Below are 25,583 nucleotides of genomic sequence, written 5' to 3'. Positions count from 1 at the left end.
GCCCCGGCGTGGATGCGGGCCTGGAGGTCCGGCTACCGCACCGGCCGGAGCCGGCCGAACGCCACGAAAGCGGCGCCGAGCAGCAGGGCTCCGGCGCCCAGGCCGGCGGCAGTCAGGAGCCCGCCGGCACCCGTGCTGGCCAGCAGGCCAGCATTGCCTGCCGTCGTGCCGTCCGGTGCTGTGCCGTCCGGTGCTGTGCCGCCCACAATTACGGAGGTGTCCGACGGCGGGACGGGAACTCCGGCGGGTTTGGCCGGCTGCGCGGGCACTCCTGGCGGTTGGGCAGCAGGCGGCTGCGCGGCCACTCCTGGCGGCTCGGCAGCAGGCGGCTGGGCCGGGGACCCACCCGAAACGGCAGGGGGGTCGATAATGAAGGCTACTTTGGCCGGGCGCGAGGTGACCCTATCAACCGCCTGCGTGACCGTCAGCGTGTGCGCTCCGGCCGCCAGTCCCGCAGGGAACGGGACGCTCCACCGGGCGTCGCCGGCCGGGTTCCGCGCCGTCCGGGGCTGAAGCGCCGCCCCGGCTCCTGCCCCACCGGCTTCAGCCTGCACCGATCCAACGATCACCCCGTCCAGGGCAACGCGCACATCCGCACCGTCAACGGCGGTGCCGGAGATGTCCGTGGGCAAAGCGCCCGGGCGGAGGTGTCTGCCGTCCCGGATGCTCGACACCGCCGGCGCCGGCGGCGTGACGGTATATGTGCTGGTCGCGGAGGGGCCGTCCGCCTCTCCGGGAGCTGTGAGCACCGCCGTGACCGAGACCTTCCCGACGACCAGCTGATCGGCCACGTTGATGCTCCAGCGGCCGTCCAGACCGACCGTCCCCGAGCCGTCGACGTCGCCCGACAGCACAACGGTCGCACCGGGCATGCCCGTGCCGGCGATGCTGTTCAGCGCAGGCAGAGCGGTACCCGTCGGCGTCGTCATTCCGGGCGCCGGAAGCGGGGCAGCTGCGACGGTGGCCGTAAAGGACGCCGGTCCAGAATGGCTGAAGCCGTTCACGGTCTCCGCTGAGAAGGCCAGCTGCCCACTCGGTAGCGGGGCCCGGAACGTCCAGTTCCCGGCAGCATCCACCGGCACGTCGAGATTTTGCCCCCCAACGGTGATGCGGACCTTGGATTTCGCAGCCACCACGGAGGCCGGACCGGCCCCCACGTGCCCGCTAATCGGCGCCCCGGCTGTGACGGTTCCGTTGGCGGCCGCGGTGAGCGTTGGCTTGGTCAGGAACAGCTGCAGCTGGACACCGCCGGGGACCCGGCCAGCAGCGTCCTCCAGCGTGGTGGCGATGGCGCGTGTCTGGACGCCGCCCTCGCTTTCGGCTCCGGTGTGCATGCCGACGGCGAAGTTCCCGCTGATCCACGGGCCGCCGGAATCTCCGGGGCGGGACTTTACCGTACTGGAGTCGAAGCCGTTCAGGGCCCGGAGATCGTTGTCATAGTTTGGTGGCAGGGAGTTCGGTCCGGCGATGACCCAGGTGCCCACCGAGTCCACGGTCCCGCACGACCAGCCGAGGCTCCGGCCGGAGCGGCACACGGGCTGGCCCTGGAACGGGGCCACCGTGCCGACGATCTTCACCGACGTCGGCCCCGGATCGGCGGGGTTGTCCCACCGCGTGACGGCGGGCTGGAGGTTCAGGCCGCTCCTGATGCCTTGGAGGACGGCAATGTCCGTGCCGACGTTGGTGCCGTCAGCAGCCACTACTGAATTGCCCGGGCCGCCGAACTGGCTGAACCCGAATGTCCCCAGGGTCCCGGCGGCCGCGCCCAAACCGGGCCCGCCGGCCGCCGGCGCTCCTGCCGGAATCTCGATCAAGGCCTGCTTCGCGGTGCCGTCCGCGGCACAGTGTCCGGCCGTCAGGACCAGGGGTTTGCCCGCTTGGCTGAAGGCTCCGAAGCCGGCCGAACAGACGGAGTGGCGGTCAACGACGTACCCCTGGCCGCCAAAGAAGTCCTCCTCCGTCGAAATCCGCGATCCTCGTTCCAGCGCCACATTGGCGTAACGGGCCACGAATTCCGCCGCGGACATCTTCGGCTTCGCGCCCGACGCTGCAGCCGGCTGCGGATCCGGGCCGGAGGTCGGAACGGACTGCGCCGTGTTGGTGCCGCCGGTGCGGATGACGAAGTGGCCGTCGGTGTAGGTGACAGCCTGCAGCCCGGCGGCCCCGACCTCGCGGACGTAGGCCTCGAACAGTTGCCGGGTGCTGGAGGCCAGAAGCTCCGCGGCCGAGGGTGCAACGGCGGCAGCTTTGGGTGCCACAAGCACAAAGGTGGCCGGTCCGGTCCCGTCCAGTTCGGCCACGCGGGCCAGGAGCTCGGGGCCGCTGCCTTCAACCGCGATCTTGCCGCCGGCGAGGCTGATCCCCACATAGCCGGGAAGGGCCCGAAGGGAGGGCGTGGCGTCGGCGGCGCGCCGGGCCAGTGCACCGGCGGCGTTAAATTCCGTAAGGGTCATGCCGAGGTCCCGCTGCACGGCCTCGGCGAGGCCGGCGTCGTTAATGGGCGTCGTAGCGGACGTGGATGAAGGGTCCGGAGTCGAAGACCCCGTCTCTGAGGGAGCAGAGTCCGACGGCGCCGCCGTCGCCGGGACCGCCGTCGGGACCGGCGTCGTCGTTGGTGTCGATGCCGCAGGAGCCGGTGAGACGGTGCCGGTGCCGGTTTCAGCCAGCGCCGGCACCGCGGACAACGCACCAGCAGGCAAGATGCCGGCAAGCGCAATCGCGAGGGCCGCGGCGGCGCGCACCATCGGCTGGAACTTCGGAGTCTTCACCGGGCTACCCTACCTGCCGAGCTTTGCCAAGATGGCCGCGAGCTCGCCGGGGGTCACACCGTGGCGGCACAGGTAGTCCGCGGTGTTCAGGGACCGGACAAATTCCAGCAGGCTTTTGCCCCGGGATTCCAGCAGGGGCAGCAGGACGTCGTCGGGCAGAAACCGTTCGTGCGGATGCGGGACGACTGTGCGCCGGTGGTGCTCGTTGATGCCCCTCATGGAGCGCTGGTAGCCGCGCACAATGGCCTCGTCGCTGTGCCCGGCGAGGTCCTGGAGCATGGCCGCGATCATGCCGCTCCGGTCCCGCCCGGCGGAGCAGTGGATAACCACCCCGCCCTCCGCCGCGGCCACCGCCGCGGCCACCGCCATGAAGACACGGGTCAGCAGGTGCGGGAACAACCTGGCATTGTCGGCATAGCAGGCAGGGTCGTTCAGGTAGGGCACGCAGAGCGCGCGGAATTCGGCGTTGTCCGGGTCTTCGGTGGCGGCCAGCACGACGTCGAAGCCGGCCAGGGCCGCCGCCGCCACCGGCGGATCGGCCTCCCGGCGCCGGATTTCGGTTTCGTTGCGGAGGTCGATCACGGTCCGGATGCCATGGCGGTGTGCCTGCCGCCAGCCGGCCTCGGTCAGCCATTCCCGGCGCCCCATCCGGTACACGTCGCCGGCCACATGCCACGCGTTGACGGCCCCGTCCCACTCCACCGCACCGGGCACCGCCGTCGCCCTGGCGTGCTCGGATGACCCGGCGGGAATTGTCATCCTGAAAGCTAAGCACACGCACCGGCGCTGATCCACGGTGGAATTCAGGAAAGTTCTGCACAACGGGACTATCGGTATGGTGTGGGTCCGGGCTTCGGCATAGGGTGGCGGTGAACCCGGCAGCCTCCGGGCTCTTATCAGTTCGCCCGCGGCCGGGACTGACACCCCTTCGCGGCACGTTTCACGGCACTGGCGCTGAATCCAGCATGCTACTGAGGGGAACACCATGGGATCTCTGAATCTTCGACGCCGGCGGACGGCTCTGGCGGCCGGTCTCGCCACTCTGGCGCTGGCAGTCGGTCTGGCGGCGGTGCCGGCGCAGGCCGTGGACAAGACCAAGTACATCGCACTGGGAGACTCCTACGCCGCTGGGCAGGGGGCGGGGCCGTACTTAGATGATTGTTACCGCAGCGAGAACACCTATTCCGAGCTCGCGGCCGAATCGAAAGCCATCAAGCTGGTCACTAACGCGGCGTGCAGCGGCAAGACGACCCAGGACGTCGTGAACACCCAGTTAAGGAAACTGAACAAGAGTACGGAGCTCGTCACTATCACTGCCGGCGGCAACAACCTCCGGGTTGGGGCCATCTTTACGTCCTGTGCCGCAGCGATGGTCAACCCCGCCGCCGTCCCGCAGTGCGAGGCTGCCACGGCCTACGCGGCGGGCGAGATCGCGAGCAAGAAACTGGCCGGTGATGTGACCGCGATGATTCAGAGCGTGAAGGCTGCCGCGCCAAACGCCAAGGTTGTGGTGACGGGCTACCCCTACCTCTACGATCCGGTCGCCCCCGGTCAGACGGATCCGATGTCGCTGTTCATCAACAAGGCGGCCCAACTGGCTGACGGCCTGAACGGGTCCATCGCCGCAGCCGCCTGCGCTACCGGAGCAGAGTACGTCGACGTCAGGGCAGCCTTCGCCGGTCACGGCATAAACTCGGCAGCCCCGTGGATCAACCTCGACCGTTCGGCCCCGACCAGTCCCGACAACTTCCACCCGAATGCCAAGGGGTACCAGGCGTACTTCGCATCGCTTAACCGGGCCAAGGCCTACTCGGCACCCTAGCGCCGCTTGGCCAGCCTGGACTCCAGGGCGTTCCGGACCATCGGCCACTCGTGTTCCAGGATGGAAAACACAACAGTGTCCCGCAGCGCCCCGTCAGCGCTGCGGGTGTGGCTGCGGAGCACGCCGTCTTGCTTTGCGCCCAGCCGCGCGATTGCCTCGCGGGACTGGTGGTTGAGCCAGTGCGTCCGGAACTCGACGGCGGGGCAGCCGAGCGTTTCGAAGGCATGCCGCAGCAGCAGCAACTTGGAGTCTGGGTTGGTCCCGCTGCCATGTGCCGACGCCGCGTTCCAGGTGGAGCCGATCTCCACCCGGGGCGTGGCGGCGTCGATGTTCATGTAGGTGGTCATGCCTATCACCCGTCCGGCTCCGCCCGTAGCGGGATCCAGCAGCCGGGTAGTGAAGGGCAGCATGTCGCCGCTGTCCTGCAGGGCCAGGCGCCGCTCAATCTCGGCGGCCATGTGTTCCGGCGCGGGCACACTGGTGTACCAGAGCTGCCACAGCTCGCCGTCGCGGGCCGCCTCGACGAGGCCGTCGTGGTGGGCCGGGCTCAGCGGCTCAAGGACGACGTATTTGCCGGTCAGGGTGATGGGGGCGATCGCGGGACGGTCCAGGGAAGTCACCGCACCATCCTAGGGGCACGGACAGGCGCCGGTCACTTGGTCCAGTCGAAGAAGCCTTTGCCGGACTTGCGGCCCAGTTCCCCGCGGGCAACCTTGTCCCGCAGGATTTGCGGCGGAGCGAAACGATCCCCCAGCGTGGACTGCAGGTACTCCGCGATGCCGAGGCGCACATCGAGGCCCACGATGTCGGTGGTCCGCAGCGGGCCCGTGGGGTGCTTGTAGCCCAGGACCATGGCGTTGTCTATGTCTTCAGCGCTGGCCACGCCCTCTTCCACCATCCGCATCGCCTCGAGGGCGATCGCGACGCCAAGCCGGGAAGAGGCGAAGCCGGGCGCGTCGTTGACCACGACGGCGGTTTTGCCGAGGGCCTCGACCCAGCCGCGGGCGGCCTGGGCGAGGGCGTCGGAAGTCTGCTCGCCGAGGACCACCTCGATCAGCGTCGACGCCGGCACCGGGTTGAAGAAGTGCAGGCCCAGGAAGTTCTGCGGCCGCTTCAGCTCACGGGCCAACCCGTTGACGGACAGCGACGACGTGTTTGAGGCGAGGTAGGCGCCGTCGGCGAGCCGTTCCTCGATGCCGCGCAGTGCGGTGACCTTCAGATCCCAGTCCTCCGGAACGGCTTCGACCACCAGCTGCCGGCCAGCGAAGTCGTCGTAGTCCACCGTGACCTCGAGCCGGGAAGCCATCTCGTCCAGGTTGCCGTCCACGGCGCCGCGCTCAATGCTCTTGGCAGCGGCGGACTCGACCCGCTCCCGGGCGGCCTCGGCCGAAGCGTCGTCCCGCTCGACCACCACGACATTGGCTCCCTTGATCAGGAAGGCGTGCGCGATGCCGGCGCCCATGCGGCCGCCGCCGAGCACACCGACGTAGTCGGGAAGGTTGTTGTCGGGGAGTGCGGAGTTGCCCATGTCTATTTCTGCTTCCCGGATTCTTTGGCTGACTTCTTCTCTGATTTCTTCTCTGATTTCTTGTCCAGAAAAGCCTGCATACGGTCGAACTTGGCCTGGGACTCGAAGAGGATCCCCTGCGCCAGCTGGTCGATGAGCGGATGCGCCTCGGCCGGGGCCTGGAACACGGACTTGGTGATCCGGACGGCCAGCGGGTCCTGCCTGGCGATCCTGTCGGCGAGCCCGTGGGCGGCGTCCATCAGCCCGGACGGTTCATGGATTTCGGTGATGAGATTGACGGCGAGGGCACGTTCTGCGCGCAGCACGGCACCGGCCAGCAGCATTTCCTTGGCGACGGGCTCCCCCACGAGTTCCTTCAGGCGCCAGCTGGCGCCGGCGGCGGCCAGGATGCCGAGACCGGTTTCGGGATTGCCGATCCGGACTGACGGGGTGCCGATCCGGAAGTCGGCGGCGTAGGCCAATTCGGCGCCACCACCGAGGCAGAAGCCGTCCAGAGCTGCGATGACGGGCATCGGCAGCTTGGCGATCCGGACGAAAATGGTGGAATTGATGCCCTGCAGGGCATCGTCGCGGCGCCGTTCGCGCAGCTGCCCGATGTCGGCACCGGAGGCAAAGACCCCGCCGGCGCCGGCGATAATGAGGACTTTCGGGTGCTGCTCGAGATGGGCGCAGACCGCGTGGAGTTCGTCGACCATCTGCTGGTCGATCGCATTGCGGACCTCGGGGCGGTTGAGCACCACCACCACACGGTCCTCACGCTCTTCGACCAGGAGCGTGCTGAAGCCAGCCGCTTCGAGGGACAGTGCCGCGGCCGCCACTACACGCCCTCCAGCAGCATGGCCGTGCCCTGGCCGACGCCGATGCACATGGTGGCGAGGCCGATCTTCGCGTTTTCGCGTTCCATCCGCCCCAGCAGCGTGATGGCGATCCGGGAACCGGACGACCCCAGCGGGTGCCCCAGGGAGATCGCGCCGCCGTCGCGGTTCACAATCTCCGGGTCGAGACCGAGCCGGCGCATGCTGGCCAGGGACTGGGTCGCGAACGCCTCGTTCAGTTCGACGGCGCCGAGGTCACCGACGCTGAGCCCGGAACGGGCGAGCACCTTCTGGGTGGCCGGGACCGGGCCGATGCCCATGATTTCGGGCTCGCAGCCGGCAGAGGCGCCGTCGATGATGCGGGCCCGCGGTGTGAGGCCAAGCTTCTGGATGGCTGCTTCGGAGGCCACGATGATGGCGGAGGCGCCGTCGTTGAGGGTGGAGGAGTTGCCTGCCGTGACGATCGAGCCGCCCTTGACAACCGGCCGGAGCCCGGCGAGGACGTCCATGGTGGTGCCGGCACGGGGGCCCTCATCGGTGTCCACCACGGTCTCGCCCTTGCGGGATTTGACGGTCACGGGGACGATTTCCTCGGCGAAGCGGCCGGCGGCGATGGCGGCCAGGGCGCGTTCGTGGGAGCGGACAGCGAAGGCGTCGGCGTCCTCCCGCGAGATGCCGTCAATCCGCCCCACTTCTTCCGCCGTCTCGGGCATGGAGTAGGTCATCTTGCCGTCCCGGGAGAGCTCACCCTTGGTGAACTGCGGGTTGACGAAACGCCAGCCGATGGAGGTATCGAAGATTTCGCCCGGTTTGGCGAAGGCGGTCCGGGGTTTTTCCTGGACCCATGGGGCCCGGCTCATGGATTCGACGCCGCCGGCGATCACGATGTCCGCGGCGCCGGATTTGATCATGTGGCTGGCCATGATGATGGCGCTGAGCCCGGAAGCGCAGAGCCGGTTCACGGTGATGCCGGAGATGTGGAGGGGCAGCCCGGCCAGGAGGGTGGCCATCCGGGCCACGTTGCGGTTCTCTTCGCCGGCGCCGTTCGCGTTGCCAAGGATTACCTCGTCGATGGTGTCCGGATCGACGCCGGCTCGTGACACTGCCTCGCGAACCACAAGTGCGGCCAGGTCATCGGGGCGGACTGCGGAGAGGGCGCCGCCGTAGCGGCCCACGGGGGTGCGGGCGCCGCCAACAAGAAAAGCCTCGACCATGAGAACATCCTTCACCAAGAAAGCGGGGCCGGCAGCAGAGTAAATTACCGACCGTTCGTTCTATAAAGATTACACGGCGGGGCAAAGGGGTCAACCGGATGCCGCCGGATTACGCGACGACGACGCCCAGATGCGCCGCGAGCAACGGGGCGAGCAGGGTGAGCTGGTAGTCATCCACCACGAGACCGGCCAGGCTGCCCAGGCCGCTGATGGTGCGGAAGTCGGTGCCGCGGAGGTCGAAGTCCTTGAGCCGGGCGCCGGTGAAATCTAGGGTCCCGATCGTGCAGTTCTTCAGGGCGACCCTGGTGGCGGTGCAGGAGCCCAGATCGAGTTCGTTGATGATGCAGTCGCTGATCTGCACGTCCGTGAGCTTGGACCCTCGCAGGTTCACATAGTCGAGTTTGCCGCCGTCGATCCGCACCGACTGCCAGCCGCTTTCATAGAGCTCCGCCGATCCCCAGCGGGGGTTGCCGATCTCCACATCCCGGAGGCTGGCCCGGGCCGCCATCAGCACCGGGGCGTAAACCTCGGTCAGGACGCAGTCACGGAACGTGGCGCCGCGCAGTTGCGTCTCATTGAGGGACACTCCATTGAATTCGCATTCGGCAAAGTCCGTGGCGCCGAGGTCCAGGCCGTCTGCGGACGCGCGGCTGTACCGGACGCCGTCGTACCGAACACCCCGCCGGAACTCCGGGGCGGGATCGTCCCGCAGCTCCCCCGGCCGGACCGGCGCAAGGCGGGGAGCTGTGACCTTGGGAGCTCTGTCCGCCGCAGCGCGCCGCACCGTCACAGGGATTCGGCTTTGGCGGCGATGTCCGTCAGGTCTTTTGCAAGCGCCTTGCGGGTGATGCGCATTCCCAGCGGACCGAACACGGCGAGCATGATCCTGTTGAACCGGGTCGGCTCGATGACTTCGGCGCCGAAGGTCAGCGTGAGATCCGTTCCGCCGTCGCGCTCCGCCAGCGAAAACCTGGACGTGTAGTCGGCGCCGCCCTGCAGAGCCTTCACCGTGGTAGTGCCGCCCCGGCCGCCCGACGGCGCCTCGGCCTGGGAAACCCACATCTCCACCGTTTCCGAGCGCCCCAGCATGGTGCGGGTTTCCTTCCATCGCGTGCCCACGGCGTAAGGTCCGTCGGTGAGCATCTGGATGGACTCGACGCCGGACAGGGTCGCGGCAGATCCGGGAATGTCCGACACCACCTTCCAGACCGAGTCCGCGGGAGCATTAATGTGCTGCGTGAGAGTGGTCTTGTGGTCCATGACCTCGAGCCTATCGGATCACCGTGCGTCACCCCTTGAATTAGTAAGCATGCTTTGTGTTATGGTGATCGAACAGTGAATTTCAACCGGAAACGAAAGGTGGCCAACACCATGGGTGTCGGAGACAAGATTCAGAACGAAGCGGAGAACCTGGGCGGCAAGGCCAAGGAAGCTGCCGGAAACGCCACAGACAACGACCGGTTGCGCGCCGAGGGCCAGAAGGACCAGGTTGTAGCCGACGCGAAGAAGGTCGGCGAAAACGTCAAGGACACCTTCAAAAAGGACTAGTCCTTCCAAATTTTGCGGCGCCGGATCTTCCTTTGGGGGATGTCCGGCGTCGCTTTTTTATGCCCGTTTGCGAGAATGGCCCCACACCGTCGACAAAGGGGACACCATGGCACGGACCAAAGCAGACCACGGCCAGCCCGCCGGCCGGGAACTCAGCAACGTCGACCTGAGCCGGGCCAGTGCAGCCGCCGGCGGCTCCCCGGTGCTGCGCGGCTACCTGGCGTCGCCGGAGGGCGAGGGGCCTTTTCCTGCGGTCCTGATGGTCCATGAGGCCTTCGGCCTGGACGACATCACTGTCCGCCACGCCAACCGCATGGCGGCGGCCGGTTACCTGACGCTGGCCGTTGACCTGTACAGCGACGGCGGCGCCCGCCGCTGTCTCGTGGCCACCATGCGTGCACTGGCGGCGGGCGAGGGCCGGGCCTTCACGGATCTGGCCACCGCCCGGGACTGGCTGCGGGAATCGGGCCGGACCACGGGCAGGATCGGCGTGATCGGTTTCTGCATGGGCGGCGGCTTCGCCCTCCTCCTGGCCAATGACGGCTTCGACGCCGCCGCCGTCAATTACGGCCGGCTCCCCAAACACCCCGAGGAGGCCCTCGCCGGCGCCTGCCCGATCGTGGCCAACTTCGGCGGCAAGGACCGCACCCTGCGTGGCGGGGCCGCGAACCTCGAGGCCGTGCTCGACAGCCTGGGCGTGGCCCACGACATCAAGGAATTCCCGCACGCAGGGCACGCCTTCCTCAACGATGTGGAGACAGGGCCGAGGGCCCTGCGGCCGCTCTTCCGGGTCATGGGGGTCGGTCCGGATCCGGAATCGGCCCCGGACGCCTGGCAGCGGATCGAGGACCACTTCGCCCAGCACCTGAAGGCCTGAGCCCGCGCGCCGGACGGTGCGACGACGCTCGATCCCAGTTACTCGGTGCCGGACCCCGCTTCACCTCTCCGCACCCCCGGGATTGTGCGGGTACGTAGAGGAGCGGCCAGCAGCAACTGGGCGGGAACGTCACGGCGCCATCGGAAGGTGCCCCTGAGCCCGCGCGCTCTCGTGGACTAGAGAGAGCGCACGCTGGTCATACCGCCTCGCGCTGCCCGGCCCGCAGGAGGGGCGCGAAGAACGCGGCGAGTTCCGCCGTCGCCGTCAGCGGCAGGACGTTGGCCACGTACTGGTCTGGCCTCACCACCACCACGACGCCGCCGCGGTCGATGCCGCGCAGTTCGAAGATGTCCGCCGTCGGATCGGTGGCGTAGACATTCTCGAGGTAGGTGAGCCGGAGCGGACCCACCTGCGGCTTGAACGGCGCCGGCACGGCGCCGATGTCGATGCCCGTGTGGTCCTGCTGGTAGATCACCTTCACGTCGAACCAGGCGTCGCGGTCTGCCCCTTCGGGGGTGGCGGCGAGCGGCGAGTCCGGCGCGTTCGCGATCCAGTCGGCAAACTCGGCGGCGGCCGACGCCGCACCCTGCTGCGCTGGGCCCGGTCCCGCCTGCGGTGCCGCCGCGTCCGCGAAGACGTAGATGCGCCAGCGCCCGTCCGCCTTCGCCTGGTGGCCGAGCTGGACCGGATTGGTGTCGCACACGCGCTGCACCGGCGCAGATTTGAAGCGCTTGCCGACGGGGAAGCCGGTGGCCAGGTTCTGATGTGTCGCCTCGCCGACGATCATTGACGGCGCGTACTCCGTCATGAAGCCCGCGGGGAACTCGGCGGTGCGCACGTAGAAGTCCTCGAGTTCGGAGGGGTTCTCGAACTCCTCGGGCTTCTTCGCCATGAGTGTCGACCACACCTTGTCGAAGTCGATGAGGTTCTTGGCAACGACCTGCCGCTCGGCCGAGTAGGTGGTGAGCAGGCTTTCCGGGCTGCGGCCCTCGAGCACGTGCCCGAGCTTCCAGCCGATGTTGAAGCCGTCCTGCATGGATACGTTCATACCTTGGCCGGCCTTGGCGCTGTGCGTGTGGCAGGCGTCGCCGGTGATAAACACGCGTGGCGTGCGCGTGCCGAGTTGCTCCGGGAGGACGTCGTCAAACCGGTCGGTGAGGCGGTGGCCCACCTCGTACACGCTGTGCCACGCCACGTTGCGCACGTCCAGCGTGTAGGGGTGGATGATCGCGTTGGCCTTGGCGATGATCTGCTCGATGGTGGTCTTGCGGACGGCCCCGTTGTCGTCTGCGGCCACCTCGCCGAGGTCGACGTACATGCGGAAGAGATGCCCGCCCTCGCGCGGGATCAGAAGGATGCTGCCGCCGTCATGGGACTGGATGGCGCACTTGAGGCGGATGTCGGGGAAGTCTGTGTTTGCGAGCACGTCCATGACGCCCCACGCGTGGTTGGCCTGGTCGCCGGCCATGGTGCAGCCGATCGAAGCCCGCACTTTGCTCCGCGCGCCGTCCGCACCCACGACGTACTTCGCCCGGACTCTGCGCTCTTGGCCCTCGTCGGGGCCTGCCGTGTGGACCAGGGTCACTGTGACCGGGTACTCCCCTTCATCAGTGACCTCAAGGCTGCGGAACTCCAGGCCGTAGTCGGGCGCCATGCGGGTGGGTGAGTTCGCCATGAACTCGCCGAAGTAATCCAGCACGCGGGCCTGGTTGACGATCAGGTGCGGAAACTCGCTGATCCCGCCCGGGTCGTCGAGGGTGCGGGCGCTGCGGGCGATGTTCGAGGGGTCCTGGGGGTCCGGCTTCCAGAACGCCATCTCCGTGATGCGGTACGCCTCCGCGATGATCCGCTCGGCGAAACCGAAGGCCTGGAAAGTCTCGACACTGCGGGCCTGGATGCCGTCGGCCTGGCCGATGGCGAGCCTCCCGCCGCGGCGCTCCACGATCCGCGTGGTGACGCCCGGGAACTGGGAGAGTTGCGCTGCGGTGAGCATGCCCGCAGGGCCGGTGCCCACAATGAGCACGTCCACTTCGTCAGGAAGCTGCGTGGGCCGATCGATGCCGACGCCGGCGGCCGGCTGGACTCGCGGGTCACCGGATACGTAACCGTGGTGGTGGAACTGCACGGGCTTTCCTCACTTCGTTGTGTGGCGGGTCGTTGTGTCGGGGCTTACGCCGTGGCGGCGTTCGATATTAGAACATGACGTTCGATAATAGAATTTTGATTCCCAATCCAAAACTGTACGGCAGATATGACGCGGGTTACAAGCACCGTGGAAATTGCCCAATAAGGGGTTGACGTTCCCCGATCCGCGGACCATAGTTTTCGTATACGATTTCGTACTCGATGAGGAGCAACACTTGGAACAGGTCACCGACCACATCCTGGCCGCGGCCCGGAAGGTCATCGCTGTGCATATCAACTACCCCAGCCGGGCAGCCCAGCGCGGGCGCACGCCGGAGCAGCCTTCCTACTTCCTGAAGCCGTCGTCGTCCCTGGCAGTCGGGTCGGCAGCGGCCCCTTCTACGGTGGAGCGTCCGGCCGGCTGCGAACTCCTCGGCTACGAGGGCGAGATCGCCCTGATCATCGGCAAGCCCGCCCGCCGCGTGGGCATCGAGGACGCCTGGAGCCATGTCGAGTGGGTCACCGCGAGCAACGACCTCGGCGTCTACGACCTCCGTTACGCGGACAAAGGCTCCAACCTCCGCTCCAAAGGCGGCGACGGCTTCACGCCGGTGGGGCCAGGCCTGATCGCGGCAGATGCCGTCGACCCCGCGAAACTGCGGATCCGCACCTGGCACAACGGCCAGCTGGTCCAGGACGACACCACCGGGGACCTCCTGTTCCCGTTCGCAAGGCTCGTGGCCGATCTGTCCCAGCTGCTCACCCTCGAAGAGGGCGACATCATCCTCACCGGCACCCCCGCCGGGGCCTCGGTGGCCAAGCCGGGCGACGTCGTCGAGGTGGAAGTCAGCGCCGGCGAACCCACCGCGCTCTCTACCGGCCGGCTGGTCACCCGGGTTGCGGAAGGCACGACGCCGTTCACTGACTTTGGCGCCCGGCCCAAGACCGATGACGTGCAGCGGGAGGAGGCGTACGGCTCGCGCGAGGCCGCCGGCCTCGCAGCGCCGGAGGGCGCCGCGGTCGGACCCGTCCTGTCCCCGGAGCTGAAGGCGAAGCTGGAAAGCGTCTGCACGGCCACCCTGTCCTCCCAGCTGCGCAAGCGCGGCCTGAACAACGTCAGCATCGACGGACTGACTTCGACGCGGCCCCAGAAGCGGATCGTGGGCCTGGCCCGGACCCTGCGCTACGTCCCCAACCGCGAGGACCTCTTCAAGACCCACGGCGGCGGTTTCAATGCCCAGAAGAAGGCCATCGATTCCGTCAACGAGGGCGAGATCCTCGTCATGGAAGCCCGCGGCGAAAAGGGCACCGGCACCATCGGCGACATCCTGGCCCTCCGCGCCCAGGTCCGCGGCGCCGCGGCCATCATCACCGACGGTGGGGTCCGTGACTTTTCGGCCGTGGCAGCGATGGACATGCCCACGTACTATGCCAACCCGCACCCCGCGGTCCTGGGTCGCCGGCACATCCCGTGGGACACGGACATCACCATCGCCTGCGGGGGCACCACCGTGCAGCCCGGGGACATCATCGTGGCCGACGCGGACGGCATCCTGGTGATCCCGCCGGCCCTCGCCGACGAGCTCGCCGACGACTCCATCGCCCAGGAACGCGAGGAAACCTTCATCGCCGAAATGGTGCAGCAGGGCCACAGCGTGGACGGGCTCTACCCGCTCAACGCCGCATGGCGGACCCGCTACCAGGAATGGGAAGCCGGCAAGGCCAATGACTGACACCGCCGCCCCCGCCACCACAGGCAACGCAGCCACCACGGCCAGCAAGTCCGAGCAGGCCTACGCGGCCGTCAAGTCCCGGATCGTGGACGGCACCTACTCCCCCGGCTACCGGCTGGTGCTGGCGAAGATCGCCGAGGACCTGGGCGTCAGCGTGGTCCCGGTCCGCGAAGCCATCCGCCGGCTCGAGGCCGAAGGCCTGGTGACGTTCGAGCGGAACGTCGGCGCCACCGTGGCCGGGATCGACCCCACCGAGTACCTCTACACGATGCAGACCCTTAGCATCGTCGAGGGGGCCGCCACAGCCCTCTCGGCGCCGCTGATCGGGGCGGCCGATGTGGCCCGCGCCCGGGCCGTCAACGCCGAGATGCGCGAATGCCTGCAGCACTTCGACCCCGTCCGGTTCACCCGGCTGAACCAGGACTTTCACAGCGTCCTGTTCGAGCACTGCCCCAACCCGCACATCCTGGACCTCGTCCACCGCGGCTGGAACCGGCTGGCGTCCCTGCGATCGTCCACGTTCCGCTTCGTCCCCGGCCGCGCCCACGAATCCGTGGACGAACACGAGGCCCTGCTGCAGCTGATCGAGTCCGGCGCCAGCCCGGACGACATCGAAAAGGCCGCCCGCCGCCACCGCAGCGCCACCCTCGACGCGTACCTCGCCCAAAGCAACGCGGGGTCACTTAGCGCCCATTAAGGCCCCCTACATAGGCCGTAAGTGACCCCGCCCTGCACTCTGTAAGTAAGGAAAAACAATGACGTTCACTGCCGCAGAAACCACCACCCACCACGTTCCGCAGGACCTTCCCAGCCACATCCAGCACTACATCAACGGCGAATTCGTTGACTCCGTGGGCGGGAAGACCTTCGACGTGCTGGACCCGGTCTCCAACACCAACTACGCCACCGCCGCCGCCGGCCAGAAGGAAGACATCGACCTCGCCGCCGCCGCCGCCCGGGACGCGTTCGTCAACGGCCCGTGGCCGAGGATGAAGCCCCGCGAGCGGGCCCGCGTCCTGAACAAGATCGCCGACGCCGTCGAAGCCCAGGAGGCGAGGCTGGCCGAACTGGAAACCTTTGACACCGGCCTGCCCATCACTCAGGCCAAGGGCCAGGCGCTGCGTGCGGCCGAGAACTTCCGCTTCTTCGCGGACCTGATTGTGGCCCAGTTCGACGACGCCATGAAGGTCCCCGGCGCCCAGATCAACTACGTCAACCGCAAGCCGATCGGCGTCGCGGGGCTCATCACGCCGTGGAACACGCCGTTCATGCTCGAATCCTGGAAGCTCGCCCCGGCCCTGGCCACCGGCAACACCGTGGTGCTCAAACCGGCCGAGTTCACCCCGCTGTCCGCCTCGCTCTGGGCGCAGATCTTCAAGGACGCCGGCCTCCCGGACGGCGTGTTCAACCTGGTCAACGGCCTCGGCGAGGAGGCCGGCGACGCGCTCGTGAAGCACCCGGACGTGCCGCTGATCTCCTTCACCGGTGAAACCACCACGGGCCAGACGATCTTCCGCAACGCCGCGGCCAACCTCAAGGGCCTCTCCATGGAGCTCGGCGGCAAGTCCCCGTGCGTAGTGTTCGCCGACGCCGACCTCGACGCCGCGATCGACTCCGCCCTGTTCGGTGTCTTCTCCCTCAACGGCGAGCGCTGCACCGCCGGCTCCCGGATCCTGGTGGAACGCGCCGTGTACGAGGAATTCTGCGACAAGTACGCCGCCCGGGCCAAGAACATCGTGGTGGGCGACCCGCACGACCCCAAGACCGAGGTCGGCGCGCTGGTCCACCCGGAGCACTACGCCAAGGTGGCCTCCTACGTGGAGATCGGCAAGACCGAAGGCCGGCTTTTGGCAGGCGGCGGCCGCCCGGACCACCTCCCGGAGGGCAATTACATCGCCCCGACGGTGTTCGCCGACGTCGCCCCGGACGCCCGGATCTTCCAGGAGGAGATCTTCGGCCCCGTGGTTGCCATCACCCCGTTCGATACGGACGACGAAGCCCTCGCCCTGGCCAACAACACCAGGTACGGCCTGGCGGCCTACATCTGGACCCAGAACCTGACTCGGGCGCACAACTTCTCGCAGAACGTCGAGGCCGGCATGGTCTGGCTCAACAGCCACAACGTCCGCGACCTGCGCACCCCGTTCGGCGGGGTCAAGGCTTCAGGACTGGGGCATGAGGGCGGCTACCGCTCCATCGACTTCTACACCGACCAGCAGGCCGTCCACATCACCCTCGGCACCGTTCATACGCCCAAATTCGGCCACACCCCCCAATTCGGCGCCTAAGCGCCCTGCGACCCCACCTCAAAGAAGAGAGAACGCCATGACTAACTTCGTCCCCACCCCCACTGTCCCGGCCCCGGATATCGTCCGCTGCGCTTACATGGAAATCGTCGTCACCGATCTCGCGAAGTCGCGCGAGTTCTATGTGGACGTCCTCGGCCTGCACGTCACCGAGGAGGACGAGAACGCCATCTACCTGCGCTCCCTTGAGGAGTTCATCCACCACAACCTGGTGCTGCGCAAGGGACCCATCGCCGCCGTTGCCGCGTTCGCGTACCGGGTGAAGTCCCCCGCCGAGGTGGACGCCGCCGAGGCCTACTACAAGGAACTCGGCTGCCGCACCGAGCGCCGCAAGGACGGCTTCACCAAGGGCATCGGCGACTCCGTCCGCGTCGAGGATCCGCTGGGCTTCCCCTATGAGTTCTTCTACGAGACCGAGCACGTCGAACGCCTCACCCAGCGCTACGACCTCTACTCCGCCGGGGAGCTCGTGCGCCTGGACCACTTCAACCAGGTCACCCCGGACGTTCCCAAGGGCCGCAAGTACCTCGAGGACCTCGGCTTCCGCGTCTCCGAGGACATCCAGGATTCCGACGGCGTCACCTACGCCGTCTGGATGCACCGCAAGCAGACCGTGCACGACACCGCCCTGACCGGCGGGAACGGCCCGCGCATGCACCACGTCGCGTTCGCCACCCATGAGAAGCACAACATCATCCAGATCTGCGACAAGATGGGCGCCCTGCGCATCTCCGACCGGATCGAACGCGGCCCCGGCCGGCACGGTGTCTCCAACGCGTTCTACCTCTACATCCTGGACCCCGACGGGCACCGCATCGAGATCTACACCCAGGACTACTACACCGGCGACCCCGACAACCCCGTGGTGACCTGGGACGTGCACGACAACCAGCGCCGCGACTGGTGGGGCAACCCCGTGGTCCCGTCCTGGTACACCGAGGCCTCGCTGGTCCTGGACCTCGACGGCAACCCGCAGCCTGTCATCGTCCGTGAGGAAAAGTCCGAGATGGCCGTGACCGTGGGCGCCGACGGGTTCTCCTACACCCGCAAGGACGCAGCCCCCGAGGGCGACCGAACGGGCTTCAAGCTCGGGGCCCAGCTCTAAGCCTCGATCTGCCCGGCCGGTCCCGCATCCCGCGGATGCGGGACCGCGCCTCAGACGCCGCCCAAATTGACCTGCCCAACCACCTGAGGAGCACCCGAATGCTTGACCCCGCGACGATCGAGGCCATCGCCGACGAACTGCTGGAAGCCGGGCGCTCCCGCACCTCGGTCCCCCGCCTGACTGCCCGCTACCCGGATATGACGGTGGAGGACTCCTACGCCGTGCAGCAGTTGTGGCGGCGCCGCAAGGAGGACGCCGGCCGCACGCTGGTGGGCCGCAAGATCGGCCTTACGTCCAAGGCCATGCAGGCCGCCACGGGTATCACTGAACCGGACTACGGCGCGATCTTCGATGACATGGTCCTCGAAACCGGCTGTTCTGTGCCATGGGACCGGTACACCCACCCCCGGGTGGAGGTGGAACTCGCCTTCGTGCTGAAGAAGGACCTGTCCGGCCCCGGCTGCACCATCTTCGACGTCCTGAACGCCACCGACTACGTCGTCCCGGCCCTCGAGATCCTGGATTCCCGGATCGAAATGGAGGGCAGGACCATCGTGGACACCATCGCCGACAACGCCGCGATGGGCGCCATGGTGATCGGCGGGCGTCCGGTGAAGCCCGACGCCGTGGACCTCCGCTGGGTCTCCGCCATCCTCTACAAAAACCAGACCGTGGAGGAAACCGGCGTGGCCGCCGGCGTCCTGGACCACCCGGCCAACGGCGTGCACTGGCTCGCAAATAAAATCGCCGCCCACGGCGACTCTGTGAAAGCCGGCGACATCATCCTCGCCGGATCCTTCACCCGCCCGCTGTGGGTCTACAAGGGCGACACCGTGCACGCCGACTACGGACCGCTGGGGAGCATCACATGCCGCTTCGAGTAGAACCCGACGCCACCTTCCGTGACGCCCTCGCCGCGGCAGACCGGCCGCTGGCCGGGATGTGGGTCTGCTCCGGCAGCCCGCTGGTGGCCGAGCTCAGCGCCGGGGCCGGCCTTGACTGGCTGCTGATCGACGCCGAGCACAGCCCCAACGGGCTGGAATCCATCCTCGCCCAGCTGCAGGCCGTCCGTGGCTACCCGGTCCAGGCGATGGTCCGCCCGCCCGTGAACGACACCGTGCTGATCAAGCAGTACCTTGACCTGGGCGTCCAAAACCTGCTGATCCCCATGGTCAACTCCGCCGCCGACGCGGAGGCCGCCGTGGCCGCCACCCGCTACCCGCCGCACGGCGTCCGCGGCGTGGGCTCCGCCCTGGCTCGGGCGTCGCGCTGGAACCGGATTCCGGACTACCTCGCCCGCGCTTCCGAAACCGTCAGTGTCACCGTCCAGATCGAATCCGAAGCAGCCGTTGCCGCCGTGGACGACATCGTGGCGGTGGACGGCGTGGACGCGATTTTCCTGGGCCCCTCCGACCTCGCCGCCTCGATGGGGCTGCTGGGCCAGCAGGAACACCCCCGGGTGCGCGCCGCCGTCGAACACTGCCTCGCCGCCGCCAAAGCGGCCCGGAAGCCCGCCGGCGTGAACGCCTTCACGCCCGCCACCGCACACCGGTACCTGGCAGGCGGCGCAGCCTTCGTGCTGGTCGGGGCCGATGTGTCCATCCTCGCCCGCGGCTCCGAGGCACTGGCCGCCGAATATATGCCACCGGGCCCGGGGGTTGAGCCGGCCAGCACCCCCGTCAGCTACTGAGGATCCGCAGCGTTAAAAGCGACGGCGGCAACCACCTGTTCGAGGTGATTGCCGCCGTCGCCGCGCTACAGCCTGTTGCGGTCAGCTTGGTGCGGCCCGCACCGGGACCGGTAGGTCCTAGCTGAAGAGCTCGCTCTTGGGCGAGTTGTTCTTGACCTTCTGCCAGCCCAGCCACAGCACCAGGGCGAAGAACGGAACGGTCGCCAGGGTCCACAGACCCAGGTGGAAGACCTCGCCGGTCTTGCTGGTCATGGTGTCGAAGCCGATCAGCACGGTGATGGCCAGCAGCGCGACCAGTCCGGCCCAGCTGGTCCAGGGCGAGCCCGGCATGGGGAGGCTGGAGACGCGGCCCTTCTGGTGTCGCAGCGCGATCTGGCTGGCGAAGATGGCGCCCCACGTGAAGATCACGCCGATCGAGGCGGTGTTCAGCGCGAGGTCGAAGGCGTGCGAGCCGCCCAGCCAGATGTTCAGCATGATGCCCACGAGGTAGAACGCGGCGATCGCGAGGATGGCGGCGTACGGCACGTGGCGCTTGGACATTTTGGTGAGCCACTGCGGGGCATGCCCATTGTTGGCCATGGTGCGGAAGACACGGCCGATCGAGTACAGGCCCGAGTTGCAGGAGGACAGCGCGGCGGTGATGACGATCATGTTCATGACGTCGCCCACCCAGCCGAGGCCCATCTGGCCGAACACGGTGACGAAGGGGGACACGCCGGCCTTGTACTGGTCCGAGGGCAGCAGCATGGCCAGGAGCAGGACGGAACCGACGTAGAACACCACAATGCGCAGTACGACGGCGCGGATCGCCTTGGGCACTTCGCGCTTGGCGTTCTGCATCTCGCCGGCGGTGATGCCGACGAGTTCGATGCCGTTGTAGGCGAAGATCACGGCGTTGAGAACGAGGACCATCACGAGGGCGCCCTTGGGGAACATCCCGCCGTCGTCGGCAAAGAGGTTGGCCACCGAGGCGTGGCCCGTGCCGACCTTGGCGTTGGTGACCACCATGAAGGTGCCGACGGCCAGGAAGATCAGGATGGCGCCAACCTTGAGGCACGAGGCCCAGAATTCAAACTCGCCGAACGCCTTGACGCTGAGCAGGTTGACCGCCACCAGCAGCGCCAGGGCCGCAATCGCGGAGGCTTCCACCGGCACGTTGGGGAAGAAGAACTGGAAGTACAGGCCGATCGCGATCAGTTCCGCGATCCCGGTCATGCCCCAGTTGATGAAGTACATCCAGCCGGAGAGGAAGGCACCCTTCTTGCCGAACATTTCGCCGGCGTAGCTGACGAAGGAGCCCGAGGTCTGGCGGTACATGATGAGCTCGCCCAGAGCCCGCATGAGCAGGTAGGCGATCACGCCGGCAATGGCGTAGGAGAAGATCAGCGCCGGGCCCGTGGACGCCAGGCGTCCGCCGGCCCCCATGAACAGGCCGACGCCGATTGCGCCGCCCATCGAGATCATCGTGACGTGGCGGCCGCTCAGGGTCTTCTTGTAGCCCTCGGCGCTGAGGGTCGAGTCGACGGCGGGTTGCGCCGGCGCGCTCTTGAGTTCTGTGGGGGTAATTGATGGCACAGCTGATTCCTTGTAGGTCGGGGTATGGCCGGAACAGGACCGTGGATTCAAGTACACAAAATTCGGGCCTAAGCCTCTTGCAGGGGCCAAGACATGTACCGAACCTCACAAGTGTCGAAGCTCGGGCGGCTCATCTATCGTACTAGCACTCAGAGCCCCGGCGTGACCCGGGCAACACCCGGATGCTCCCCGAAAGCGCCACAACACCGGAAATTTCACGAAAAAGCGCAGGTCAGAGGACTGTTTCCATTACCCTAAGCACACCGGCGGGAACTTTCCGTCCGGTGTGCCTGCAACTCAGTGCAGGCCACGGCAGGAACGCCGTGAGTCAGGGGGGACCATGAAACAGAGAGCGCTACTGCCTGCAGTTTTGCTTCTCGTACTGGCGGGTTGTTCGAGCGGCGGTTCCGGTCCGGCGGGAACCAGCACCGCAGCAACGCCAGCACCAGCAATATCAACATCACAGACATCAGGATCGCCGGCGCCGGATGCCTCCGAGCCGGGCGATGTTTCCACTTCGCTGAACGCGCCCGACGCATTGCGGCAGCACGTCTGCACCGCAACAGCCGACGGGTCCTGGTCCTTCAAGGGCACCCTAGTCAACAACTCGGATAAGAACAGGGTGTTCACCGTGGCCATCGCGGTCACAGCCGGCCCCACGGTGGCAGGGCACGCCCTCATCACCCAAGTTGTCCCAGCCGGCCGGTCGGCCGACATTGCCGCGCCGAACTTCGCCAAGACCAAGGACGGCGGCGCGACCTGCACGCCAGTCGTCTCCGTAGAGGACGCCCCATGACAAAGAAGTTACTTCTCATCACGGCCGTGGTCCTCGGACTAACTGCCGGGCCCTTGGCCGTCGGGCCGGCCTTCGCTGAGGATGCGCCGGCGGCACCGCCGGCAACCAGCCCGGCGGCCACGCAGACCGCAACGCCGGCCACGCAGACCGCAACGCCGGCGCCGACCGGATCCGCGCCCACCAGCCCGGTTCCAAAAACAACCGCAACTCCCACTCCGACGGCGACGGCGAAAGCCACCGCGGAGCAGACACTACCCCTTGTCGAACCGACGCAGACCCCGACGACAGAGCCGACGCCTCCGTCCGTCGTTGTCCGAGGAGGCATCGAGACCAAGTGGACGGCACTGAAGGGTGCCGCCGGGGCTCTCGGCGCGCCGACCGCCGTCGAGGTCTGTTCACTGGGCGTTTGCAGCCAGGCGTTCGACGGCGGATCCATTTTCTGGACCAAGGCAACAGGGGCGCACCCGATCCTGCTGACCGAGGGACACACCGGCCCCCGCTGGCACGCAAAGGGCGGCCTGGCGATTTTCGGCTATCCCGTCACGGATGAGAATGCGGTGTCTGGGGGAACTATCCAGAAGTTCTCCAGTGGCCGCATCCTGGCATGGACAGGCACGCGGATGCTGGAGTTCTCGGCCCTAAGCGGCATCGGGAGCCGCTGGGCCGCGGCCGGCGGCGAGACCGTCCTGGGCCTCCCGGTAGCCGCCGAGGCCTGCGGTCTGAAGGGATCCGGGTGCTCTCAGCGGTTCGATAAAGGCAACATCTACTGGGCGCCGGGAACCGGCGGCCATGTCGTCTGGGGTGGCATCCTGGGCCGCTGGACGGCCGGCGGGGCGCAGAACAGTTCGCTGGGCTACCCGCTCACTGAGGAAACCTGCGGGACTTCAGGGGGCTGCGTGCAGCACTTCCAAGGCGGCAGCATCTTCTACTCGCCCACCACGGGCGCGCACGTGGCCCGCGGCGCTATCGGCAGCCGATATTCCGCTGCCGGAACGACGCGAAGCACGCTGGGATACCCGATCACGAGTGAGACCTGCGGACAACCCGCCGGTGGCTGCGTGCAACGCTTCCAAGGCGGAAGTATTTACTGGTCACCCACCACGGGTGCATGGATTTCCGGCAGGGGAATCGACAGCAGGTTCGTCTCGGCGGGTGGCCTTGGCGGCTCGCTGGGGTATCCCATCGCGAGCGAGCGCTGTGTTGCCGGTGCCTGTTCGCAGTCCTACCAGCGCGGGGATATCACGTGGACCACGTCCGCCGGGTCCCGAGTGTATGCGATGTCTGAATGCCATAAGCTCAACAACGGCCAGGCCAAGTACTCCACGTACGGAGCGAACCGCGTCCTGCTTACCTGGACCTCAGGCTACGGACAGTCCCACGCGACCAACATGTACTGCGTGAAGGTCGCCGGAGCCTACGTGCAGGACTGGCGGACTGACGGCTACGTCGGTAAATCAGGGTTCAAGCCGCCGGGAGTGCCGTCCGGTCCCACCCGGAACCTGTACTCGCCCACCGGCTCGTTTTCCGTGACGGAGGCCTTCGGCCTGGGCAACCCGGGAACGAAGCTTTCCTACCGCACCCTGAATCCCCGTTCGCGGTGGGGCGGCAACCCCTGGACGCCCACATACAACAAGTACCACGAGTCTTCCTCCTGGGTGGGCTGGGACGAGAACATGTGGTGGTTCGCCAGCGGGGGCTACTACCGCCAGGGCGTGGTCATCAACTACAACCGGCCTAACATCGTCCAGGACGCTGGCTTCGCCATTTTCCTGCACATGAACAAGATTCCGACAGCCGGTTGCATCTCGCTCGATGACTGGGCAGTGGTGGACTACATCCGCAAATCCACCCCGGGCGACCGGATCATCATGGGAACCTACGGGGCCCTGTTCCGGTAGATCGCTGTTCCGTTAGATCCAGCACCACAGAAAGCTAACGCCCGGCGCCCTCGGCCCGGGCGTTAGCCATTTCCGGGCGCAAACCCCGGTGGGTCGTTCTGCTACACCAGAGCGCCGTCACGCATGGCGTAGCGGAGCCAGTTTCCAGAGCCGGCCCCGTGCCCGGTTTCGCTTCGCTTCGCGCACGTGCTGAACCACTCCCCCAGCGCGCGGTCGTGGCTGACCATGACCAATGTCCCTTCGAAGCCGGAAAGGGCCGCTTCAAGCTGTTCCACCAACACGGGCGCCAGATGGTTGGTGGGTTCATCCACCAGCATCGTCCCGTAGCCGCCCAGCAGGAGCCGGGCCAGCGCCAGCCTGCGTTGTTGCCCAGCGGACAGTCCGCCCACCGGCACGTGGAATTCGCTGGTCCGGAACAGCCCCAGACGCAGCAGCGCCTCGGCGTGCTCATCGATGTTGCCGCCCAAGCCCGAGGCAAAAGCGGGCAAGAGCCGCAATGCCGGGCGCTGTGGGAGTTCCAGTTCCTGCTGGAGGTAGCCGATCCGGCCGTGCCTCGCCACGGTGCCCTTGGCCGGCACCAGCGTGCCGGCCAGGACGGAGAGCAACGTGGACTTGCCGGCACCGTTGGGGCCTGTGATGAGGATTTTCTGCCCCGCCTCCACGCGGAAGTCCGTGGCTTCCAGGCGGCCGGGCACGGCCACCCCTTTCGCTTCAAGAGCGGGGCCGGCCGCAACGTCCGCCCGCAGATCCGTCGCCAGCTCCAGGGGAACCGGGGGGCGGTCGATGGGATTTTCCTCCAGGCGGCGCAGACGCTCCTGGGCGTTGCGGACCTTGCTGGTGGCCGCCTTTTGCCACGTGCCGGCCTTGAAGTCGAACCCCATTTTGTCGCCGTCGCGTTGGCGGGCGTAGCCCATCTTCCCCGCCACCGTGTCCGCCTGGAGCTGCTCGGCAGCCATCGCGTCAAGCCACCCGCGGTACTGCTGCGCCCAGCGCTGGCGTTCTGCAGACTTCTCCCGCAAGTAGCCTTCGTACCCGTTGCCATACCGGTTGACCGCCCGGCGTTCGGCATCCACCTCAATCACGGTAGAGGCCACTTTGCGTAGCAGCACGCGGTCATGGGAGACCACCACCACGGTTCCGCGGTGCGCGGCCAGCCGCGCCTCCAGCCAGGCCGTGCCGCTGGCGTCAAGGTGGTTGGTGGGTTCGTCCAGGAGCAGGATGTCCGCGGGATCCGCGAGCACGCAGGCCAGTGCCACGCGTTCCTGTTCCCCGCCGGAGAGCGAGCCCAGTGTCCGCATCCGGTCCAGCCCGCCCAGGCCCAGCCGGTCCAGCGCCGCCTCCACCCGGGACTCCGCGGCGTAGCCTTCCCTGAGCTGGTACTGCGTCTGCAGGTTTCCGTAACGCTCCAGTTCGTCCGCTTCCGCGTCGGCAAGCCCGCGCTCCAGACGGTCCAGCTCGGCCTCCAGTGCCCGGAGCGATTCCAGCGCGGCGTCAATCGCGTTGCTGACGGTGAACTGTTCCGGCAGGCCGTGGGTCTGGGCCAGGTAGCCCACGCGGCCGTGGCTGACGGCGGTGCCCTCGTCCGGAGCCTCCAGCCCCGCCAGGATCCGGAGCAGCGTGGATTTGCCTGCGCCGTTTTCGCCGACGATCGCCACATGCTCGCCTGCTGTGATGGCAATGTCGACGCCGACGAAGAGCTGGCGGTCCCCATAGCCATGGGATACGCCCGAAAGGCGGAGATGTTCGCTCAAGGAGTCCTCGCAGGTAGATGCCCAGCCTGCCCG

The 25,583-nt window shown here is 67.5% G+C and carries 22 protein-coding genes; 11 read left to right on the top strand and 11 right to left on the bottom strand.

All coding sequences use genetic code 11. The features are described from left to right. Positions 1 to 32: 32 nt before the first annotated feature. Positions 33 to 2,768, bottom strand: coding sequence for a S1 family peptidase (locus AC1DEM_RS11645; RefSeq protein ID WP_476884514.1), 2,736 nt, complete (start codon positions 2,766 to 2,768; stop codon positions 33 to 35). A gap of 9 nt (positions 2,769 to 2,777) precedes the next feature. Next, entirely contained in the window at positions 2,778 to 3,527 is a 750-nt protein-coding gene (locus AC1DEM_RS11640; protein WP_476884513.1) for a tyrosine-protein phosphatase, read from the bottom strand. A 226-nt stretch (positions 3,528 to 3,753) separates the two neighbouring features. Between AC1DEM_RS11640 and AC1DEM_RS11635 the strand changes: the two genes are divergently transcribed. Beyond that, positions 3,754 to 4,590: an SGNH/GDSL hydrolase family protein gene (locus AC1DEM_RS11635; RefSeq protein WP_476884512.1), complete on the top strand. Its 837-nt coding sequence runs from the start codon at positions 3,754 to 3,756 to the stop codon at positions 4,588 to 4,590. On the opposite strand, the gene AC1DEM_RS11630 is transcribed toward AC1DEM_RS11635, so the two are convergent. From AC1DEM_RS11630 to AC1DEM_RS11605, 6 genes are all read right to left on the bottom strand, one after another. After that, entirely contained in the window at positions 4,587 to 5,210 is a 624-nt protein-coding gene (locus AC1DEM_RS11630; protein ID WP_476884511.1) for a GNAT family N-acetyltransferase, read from the bottom strand. The two genes, AC1DEM_RS11635 and AC1DEM_RS11630, sit on opposite strands and share 4 nt — an antisense overlap. Before the next feature lie 32 nt (positions 5,211 to 5,242). Further along, positions 5,243 to 6,118: a 3-hydroxyacyl-CoA dehydrogenase family protein gene (locus AC1DEM_RS11625; protein ID WP_476884510.1), complete on the bottom strand. Its 876-nt coding sequence runs from the start codon at positions 6,116 to 6,118 to the stop codon at positions 5,243 to 5,245. Between the two features lie 2 nt (positions 6,119 to 6,120). After that, positions 6,121 to 6,936 carry an enoyl-CoA hydratase/isomerase family protein gene (locus AC1DEM_RS11620; RefSeq protein ID WP_476884509.1) on the bottom strand — a complete coding sequence of 272 codons (816 nt, stop codon included), beginning with the start codon at positions 6,934 to 6,936 and terminating at the stop codon, positions 6,121 to 6,123. Next, positions 6,936 to 8,147 carry a thiolase family protein gene (locus tag AC1DEM_RS11615; protein WP_476884508.1) on the bottom strand — a complete coding sequence of 404 codons (1,212 nt, stop codon included), beginning with the start codon at positions 8,145 to 8,147 and terminating at the stop codon, positions 6,936 to 6,938. Before AC1DEM_RS11615 ends, AC1DEM_RS11620 begins: the two co-directional genes overlap by 1 nt. Before the next feature lie 109 nt (positions 8,148 to 8,256). Then, positions 8,257 to 8,937 (bottom strand): pentapeptide repeat-containing protein, encoded by a 681-nt coding sequence (locus tag AC1DEM_RS11610; RefSeq protein ID WP_476884507.1) that lies wholly within the window; start codon positions 8,935 to 8,937, stop codon positions 8,257 to 8,259. After that, complete coding sequence (locus tag AC1DEM_RS11605) at positions 8,934 to 9,407, bottom strand: SRPBCC family protein (protein WP_476884506.1); 474 nt, start codon at positions 9,405 to 9,407, stop codon at positions 8,934 to 8,936. The genes AC1DEM_RS11610 and AC1DEM_RS11605 overlap by 4 nt, the downstream gene beginning before the upstream one ends. Before the next feature lie 111 nt (positions 9,408 to 9,518). Here AC1DEM_RS11605 and AC1DEM_RS11600 point away from each other — a divergent pair, with 111 nt between their 5' ends. Both AC1DEM_RS11600 and AC1DEM_RS11595 read left to right on the top strand, forming a co-directional pair. Then, positions 9,519 to 9,695, top strand: a complete 177-nt coding sequence (locus tag AC1DEM_RS11600; RefSeq protein WP_476884505.1) for a CsbD family protein — start codon at positions 9,519 to 9,521, stop codon at positions 9,693 to 9,695. A gap of 106 nt (positions 9,696 to 9,801) precedes the next feature. Further along, positions 9,802 to 10,572 carry a dienelactone hydrolase family protein gene (locus tag AC1DEM_RS11595; protein ID WP_476884504.1) on the top strand — a complete coding sequence of 257 codons (771 nt, stop codon included), beginning with the start codon at positions 9,802 to 9,804 and terminating at the stop codon, positions 10,570 to 10,572. 196 nt (positions 10,573 to 10,768) lie between these two features. Here the strand turns inward: AC1DEM_RS11595 and AC1DEM_RS11590 are convergent, their stop codons facing one another. After that, positions 10,769 to 12,697, bottom strand: coding sequence for an FAD-binding monooxygenase (locus AC1DEM_RS11590; protein WP_476884503.1), 1,929 nt, complete (start codon positions 12,695 to 12,697; stop codon positions 10,769 to 10,771). Positions 12,698 to 12,932: 235 nt separating this feature from the next. Between AC1DEM_RS11590 and AC1DEM_RS11585 the strand changes: the two genes are divergently transcribed. From AC1DEM_RS11585 to AC1DEM_RS11560, 6 genes are all read left to right on the top strand, one after another. Further along, positions 12,933 to 14,429, top strand: a complete 1,497-nt coding sequence (locus AC1DEM_RS11585) for a fumarylacetoacetate hydrolase family protein (RefSeq protein WP_476884502.1) — start codon at positions 12,933 to 12,935, stop codon at positions 14,427 to 14,429. Then, complete coding sequence (locus tag AC1DEM_RS11580; protein WP_476884501.1) at positions 14,422 to 15,126, top strand: GntR family transcriptional regulator; 705 nt, start codon at positions 14,422 to 14,424, stop codon at positions 15,124 to 15,126. The genes AC1DEM_RS11585 and AC1DEM_RS11580 overlap by 8 nt, the downstream gene beginning before the upstream one ends. A 58-nt stretch (positions 15,127 to 15,184) precedes the next feature. Continuing rightward, the gene (gene hpaE, locus AC1DEM_RS11575) at positions 15,185 to 16,717 is read left to right on the top strand and encodes a 5-carboxymethyl-2-hydroxymuconate semialdehyde dehydrogenase (RefSeq protein WP_476884500.1); all 1,533 of its coding nucleotides are present in this window, start codon (positions 15,185 to 15,187) and stop codon (positions 16,715 to 16,717) included. Positions 16,718 to 16,754: 37 nt separating this feature from the next. Next, a complete protein-coding gene (hpaD, locus tag AC1DEM_RS11570; RefSeq protein WP_476884499.1) occupies positions 16,755 to 17,840 on the top strand; it encodes a 3,4-dihydroxyphenylacetate 2,3-dioxygenase in 1,086 nt (361 codons plus the stop codon). A 98-nt stretch (positions 17,841 to 17,938) separates the two neighbouring features. Next, complete coding sequence (hpaH, locus tag AC1DEM_RS11565; protein WP_476884498.1) at positions 17,939 to 18,724, top strand: 2-oxo-hept-4-ene-1,7-dioate hydratase; 786 nt, start codon at positions 17,939 to 17,941, stop codon at positions 18,722 to 18,724. Continuing rightward, positions 18,709 to 19,530 carry an HpcH/HpaI aldolase family protein gene (locus tag AC1DEM_RS11560; protein WP_476884497.1) on the top strand — a complete coding sequence of 274 codons (822 nt, stop codon included), beginning with the start codon at positions 18,709 to 18,711 and terminating at the stop codon, positions 19,528 to 19,530. The genes hpaH and AC1DEM_RS11560 overlap by 16 nt, the downstream gene beginning before the upstream one ends. Before the next feature lie 117 nt (positions 19,531 to 19,647). Here AC1DEM_RS11560 and AC1DEM_RS11555 read toward each other — a convergent pair whose 3' ends face one another. After that, positions 19,648 to 21,105, bottom strand: coding sequence for an amino acid permease (locus AC1DEM_RS11555; RefSeq protein ID WP_476884496.1), 1,458 nt, complete (start codon positions 21,103 to 21,105; stop codon positions 19,648 to 19,650). A 538-nt stretch (positions 21,106 to 21,643) separates the two neighbouring features. Between AC1DEM_RS11555 and AC1DEM_RS11550 the strand changes: the two genes are divergently transcribed. Further along, on the top strand, positions 21,644 to 21,901 hold the full coding sequence (locus AC1DEM_RS11550) for a hypothetical protein (RefSeq protein ID WP_476884495.1): 258 nt from the start codon (positions 21,644 to 21,646) through the stop codon (positions 21,899 to 21,901). Next, on the top strand, positions 21,898 to 23,799 hold the full coding sequence (locus AC1DEM_RS11545) for a hypothetical protein (protein ID WP_476884494.1): 1,902 nt from the start codon (positions 21,898 to 21,900) through the stop codon (positions 23,797 to 23,799). The genes AC1DEM_RS11550 and AC1DEM_RS11545 overlap by 4 nt, the downstream gene beginning before the upstream one ends. Before the next feature lie 101 nt (positions 23,800 to 23,900). Here the strand turns inward: AC1DEM_RS11545 and AC1DEM_RS11540 are convergent, their stop codons facing one another. Continuing rightward, positions 23,901 to 25,550, bottom strand: coding sequence for an ABC-F family ATP-binding cassette domain-containing protein (locus tag AC1DEM_RS11540; RefSeq protein WP_476884493.1), 1,650 nt, complete (start codon positions 25,548 to 25,550; stop codon positions 23,901 to 23,903). Positions 25,551 to 25,583 lie beyond the last annotated feature (33 nt).

Source organism: Arthrobacter sp. 05T420, assembly GCF_056396305.1.
The sequence above is the reverse complement of the archived record's forward strand: the minus strand, read 5'-3'. Positions and strand labels throughout refer to the sequence as shown.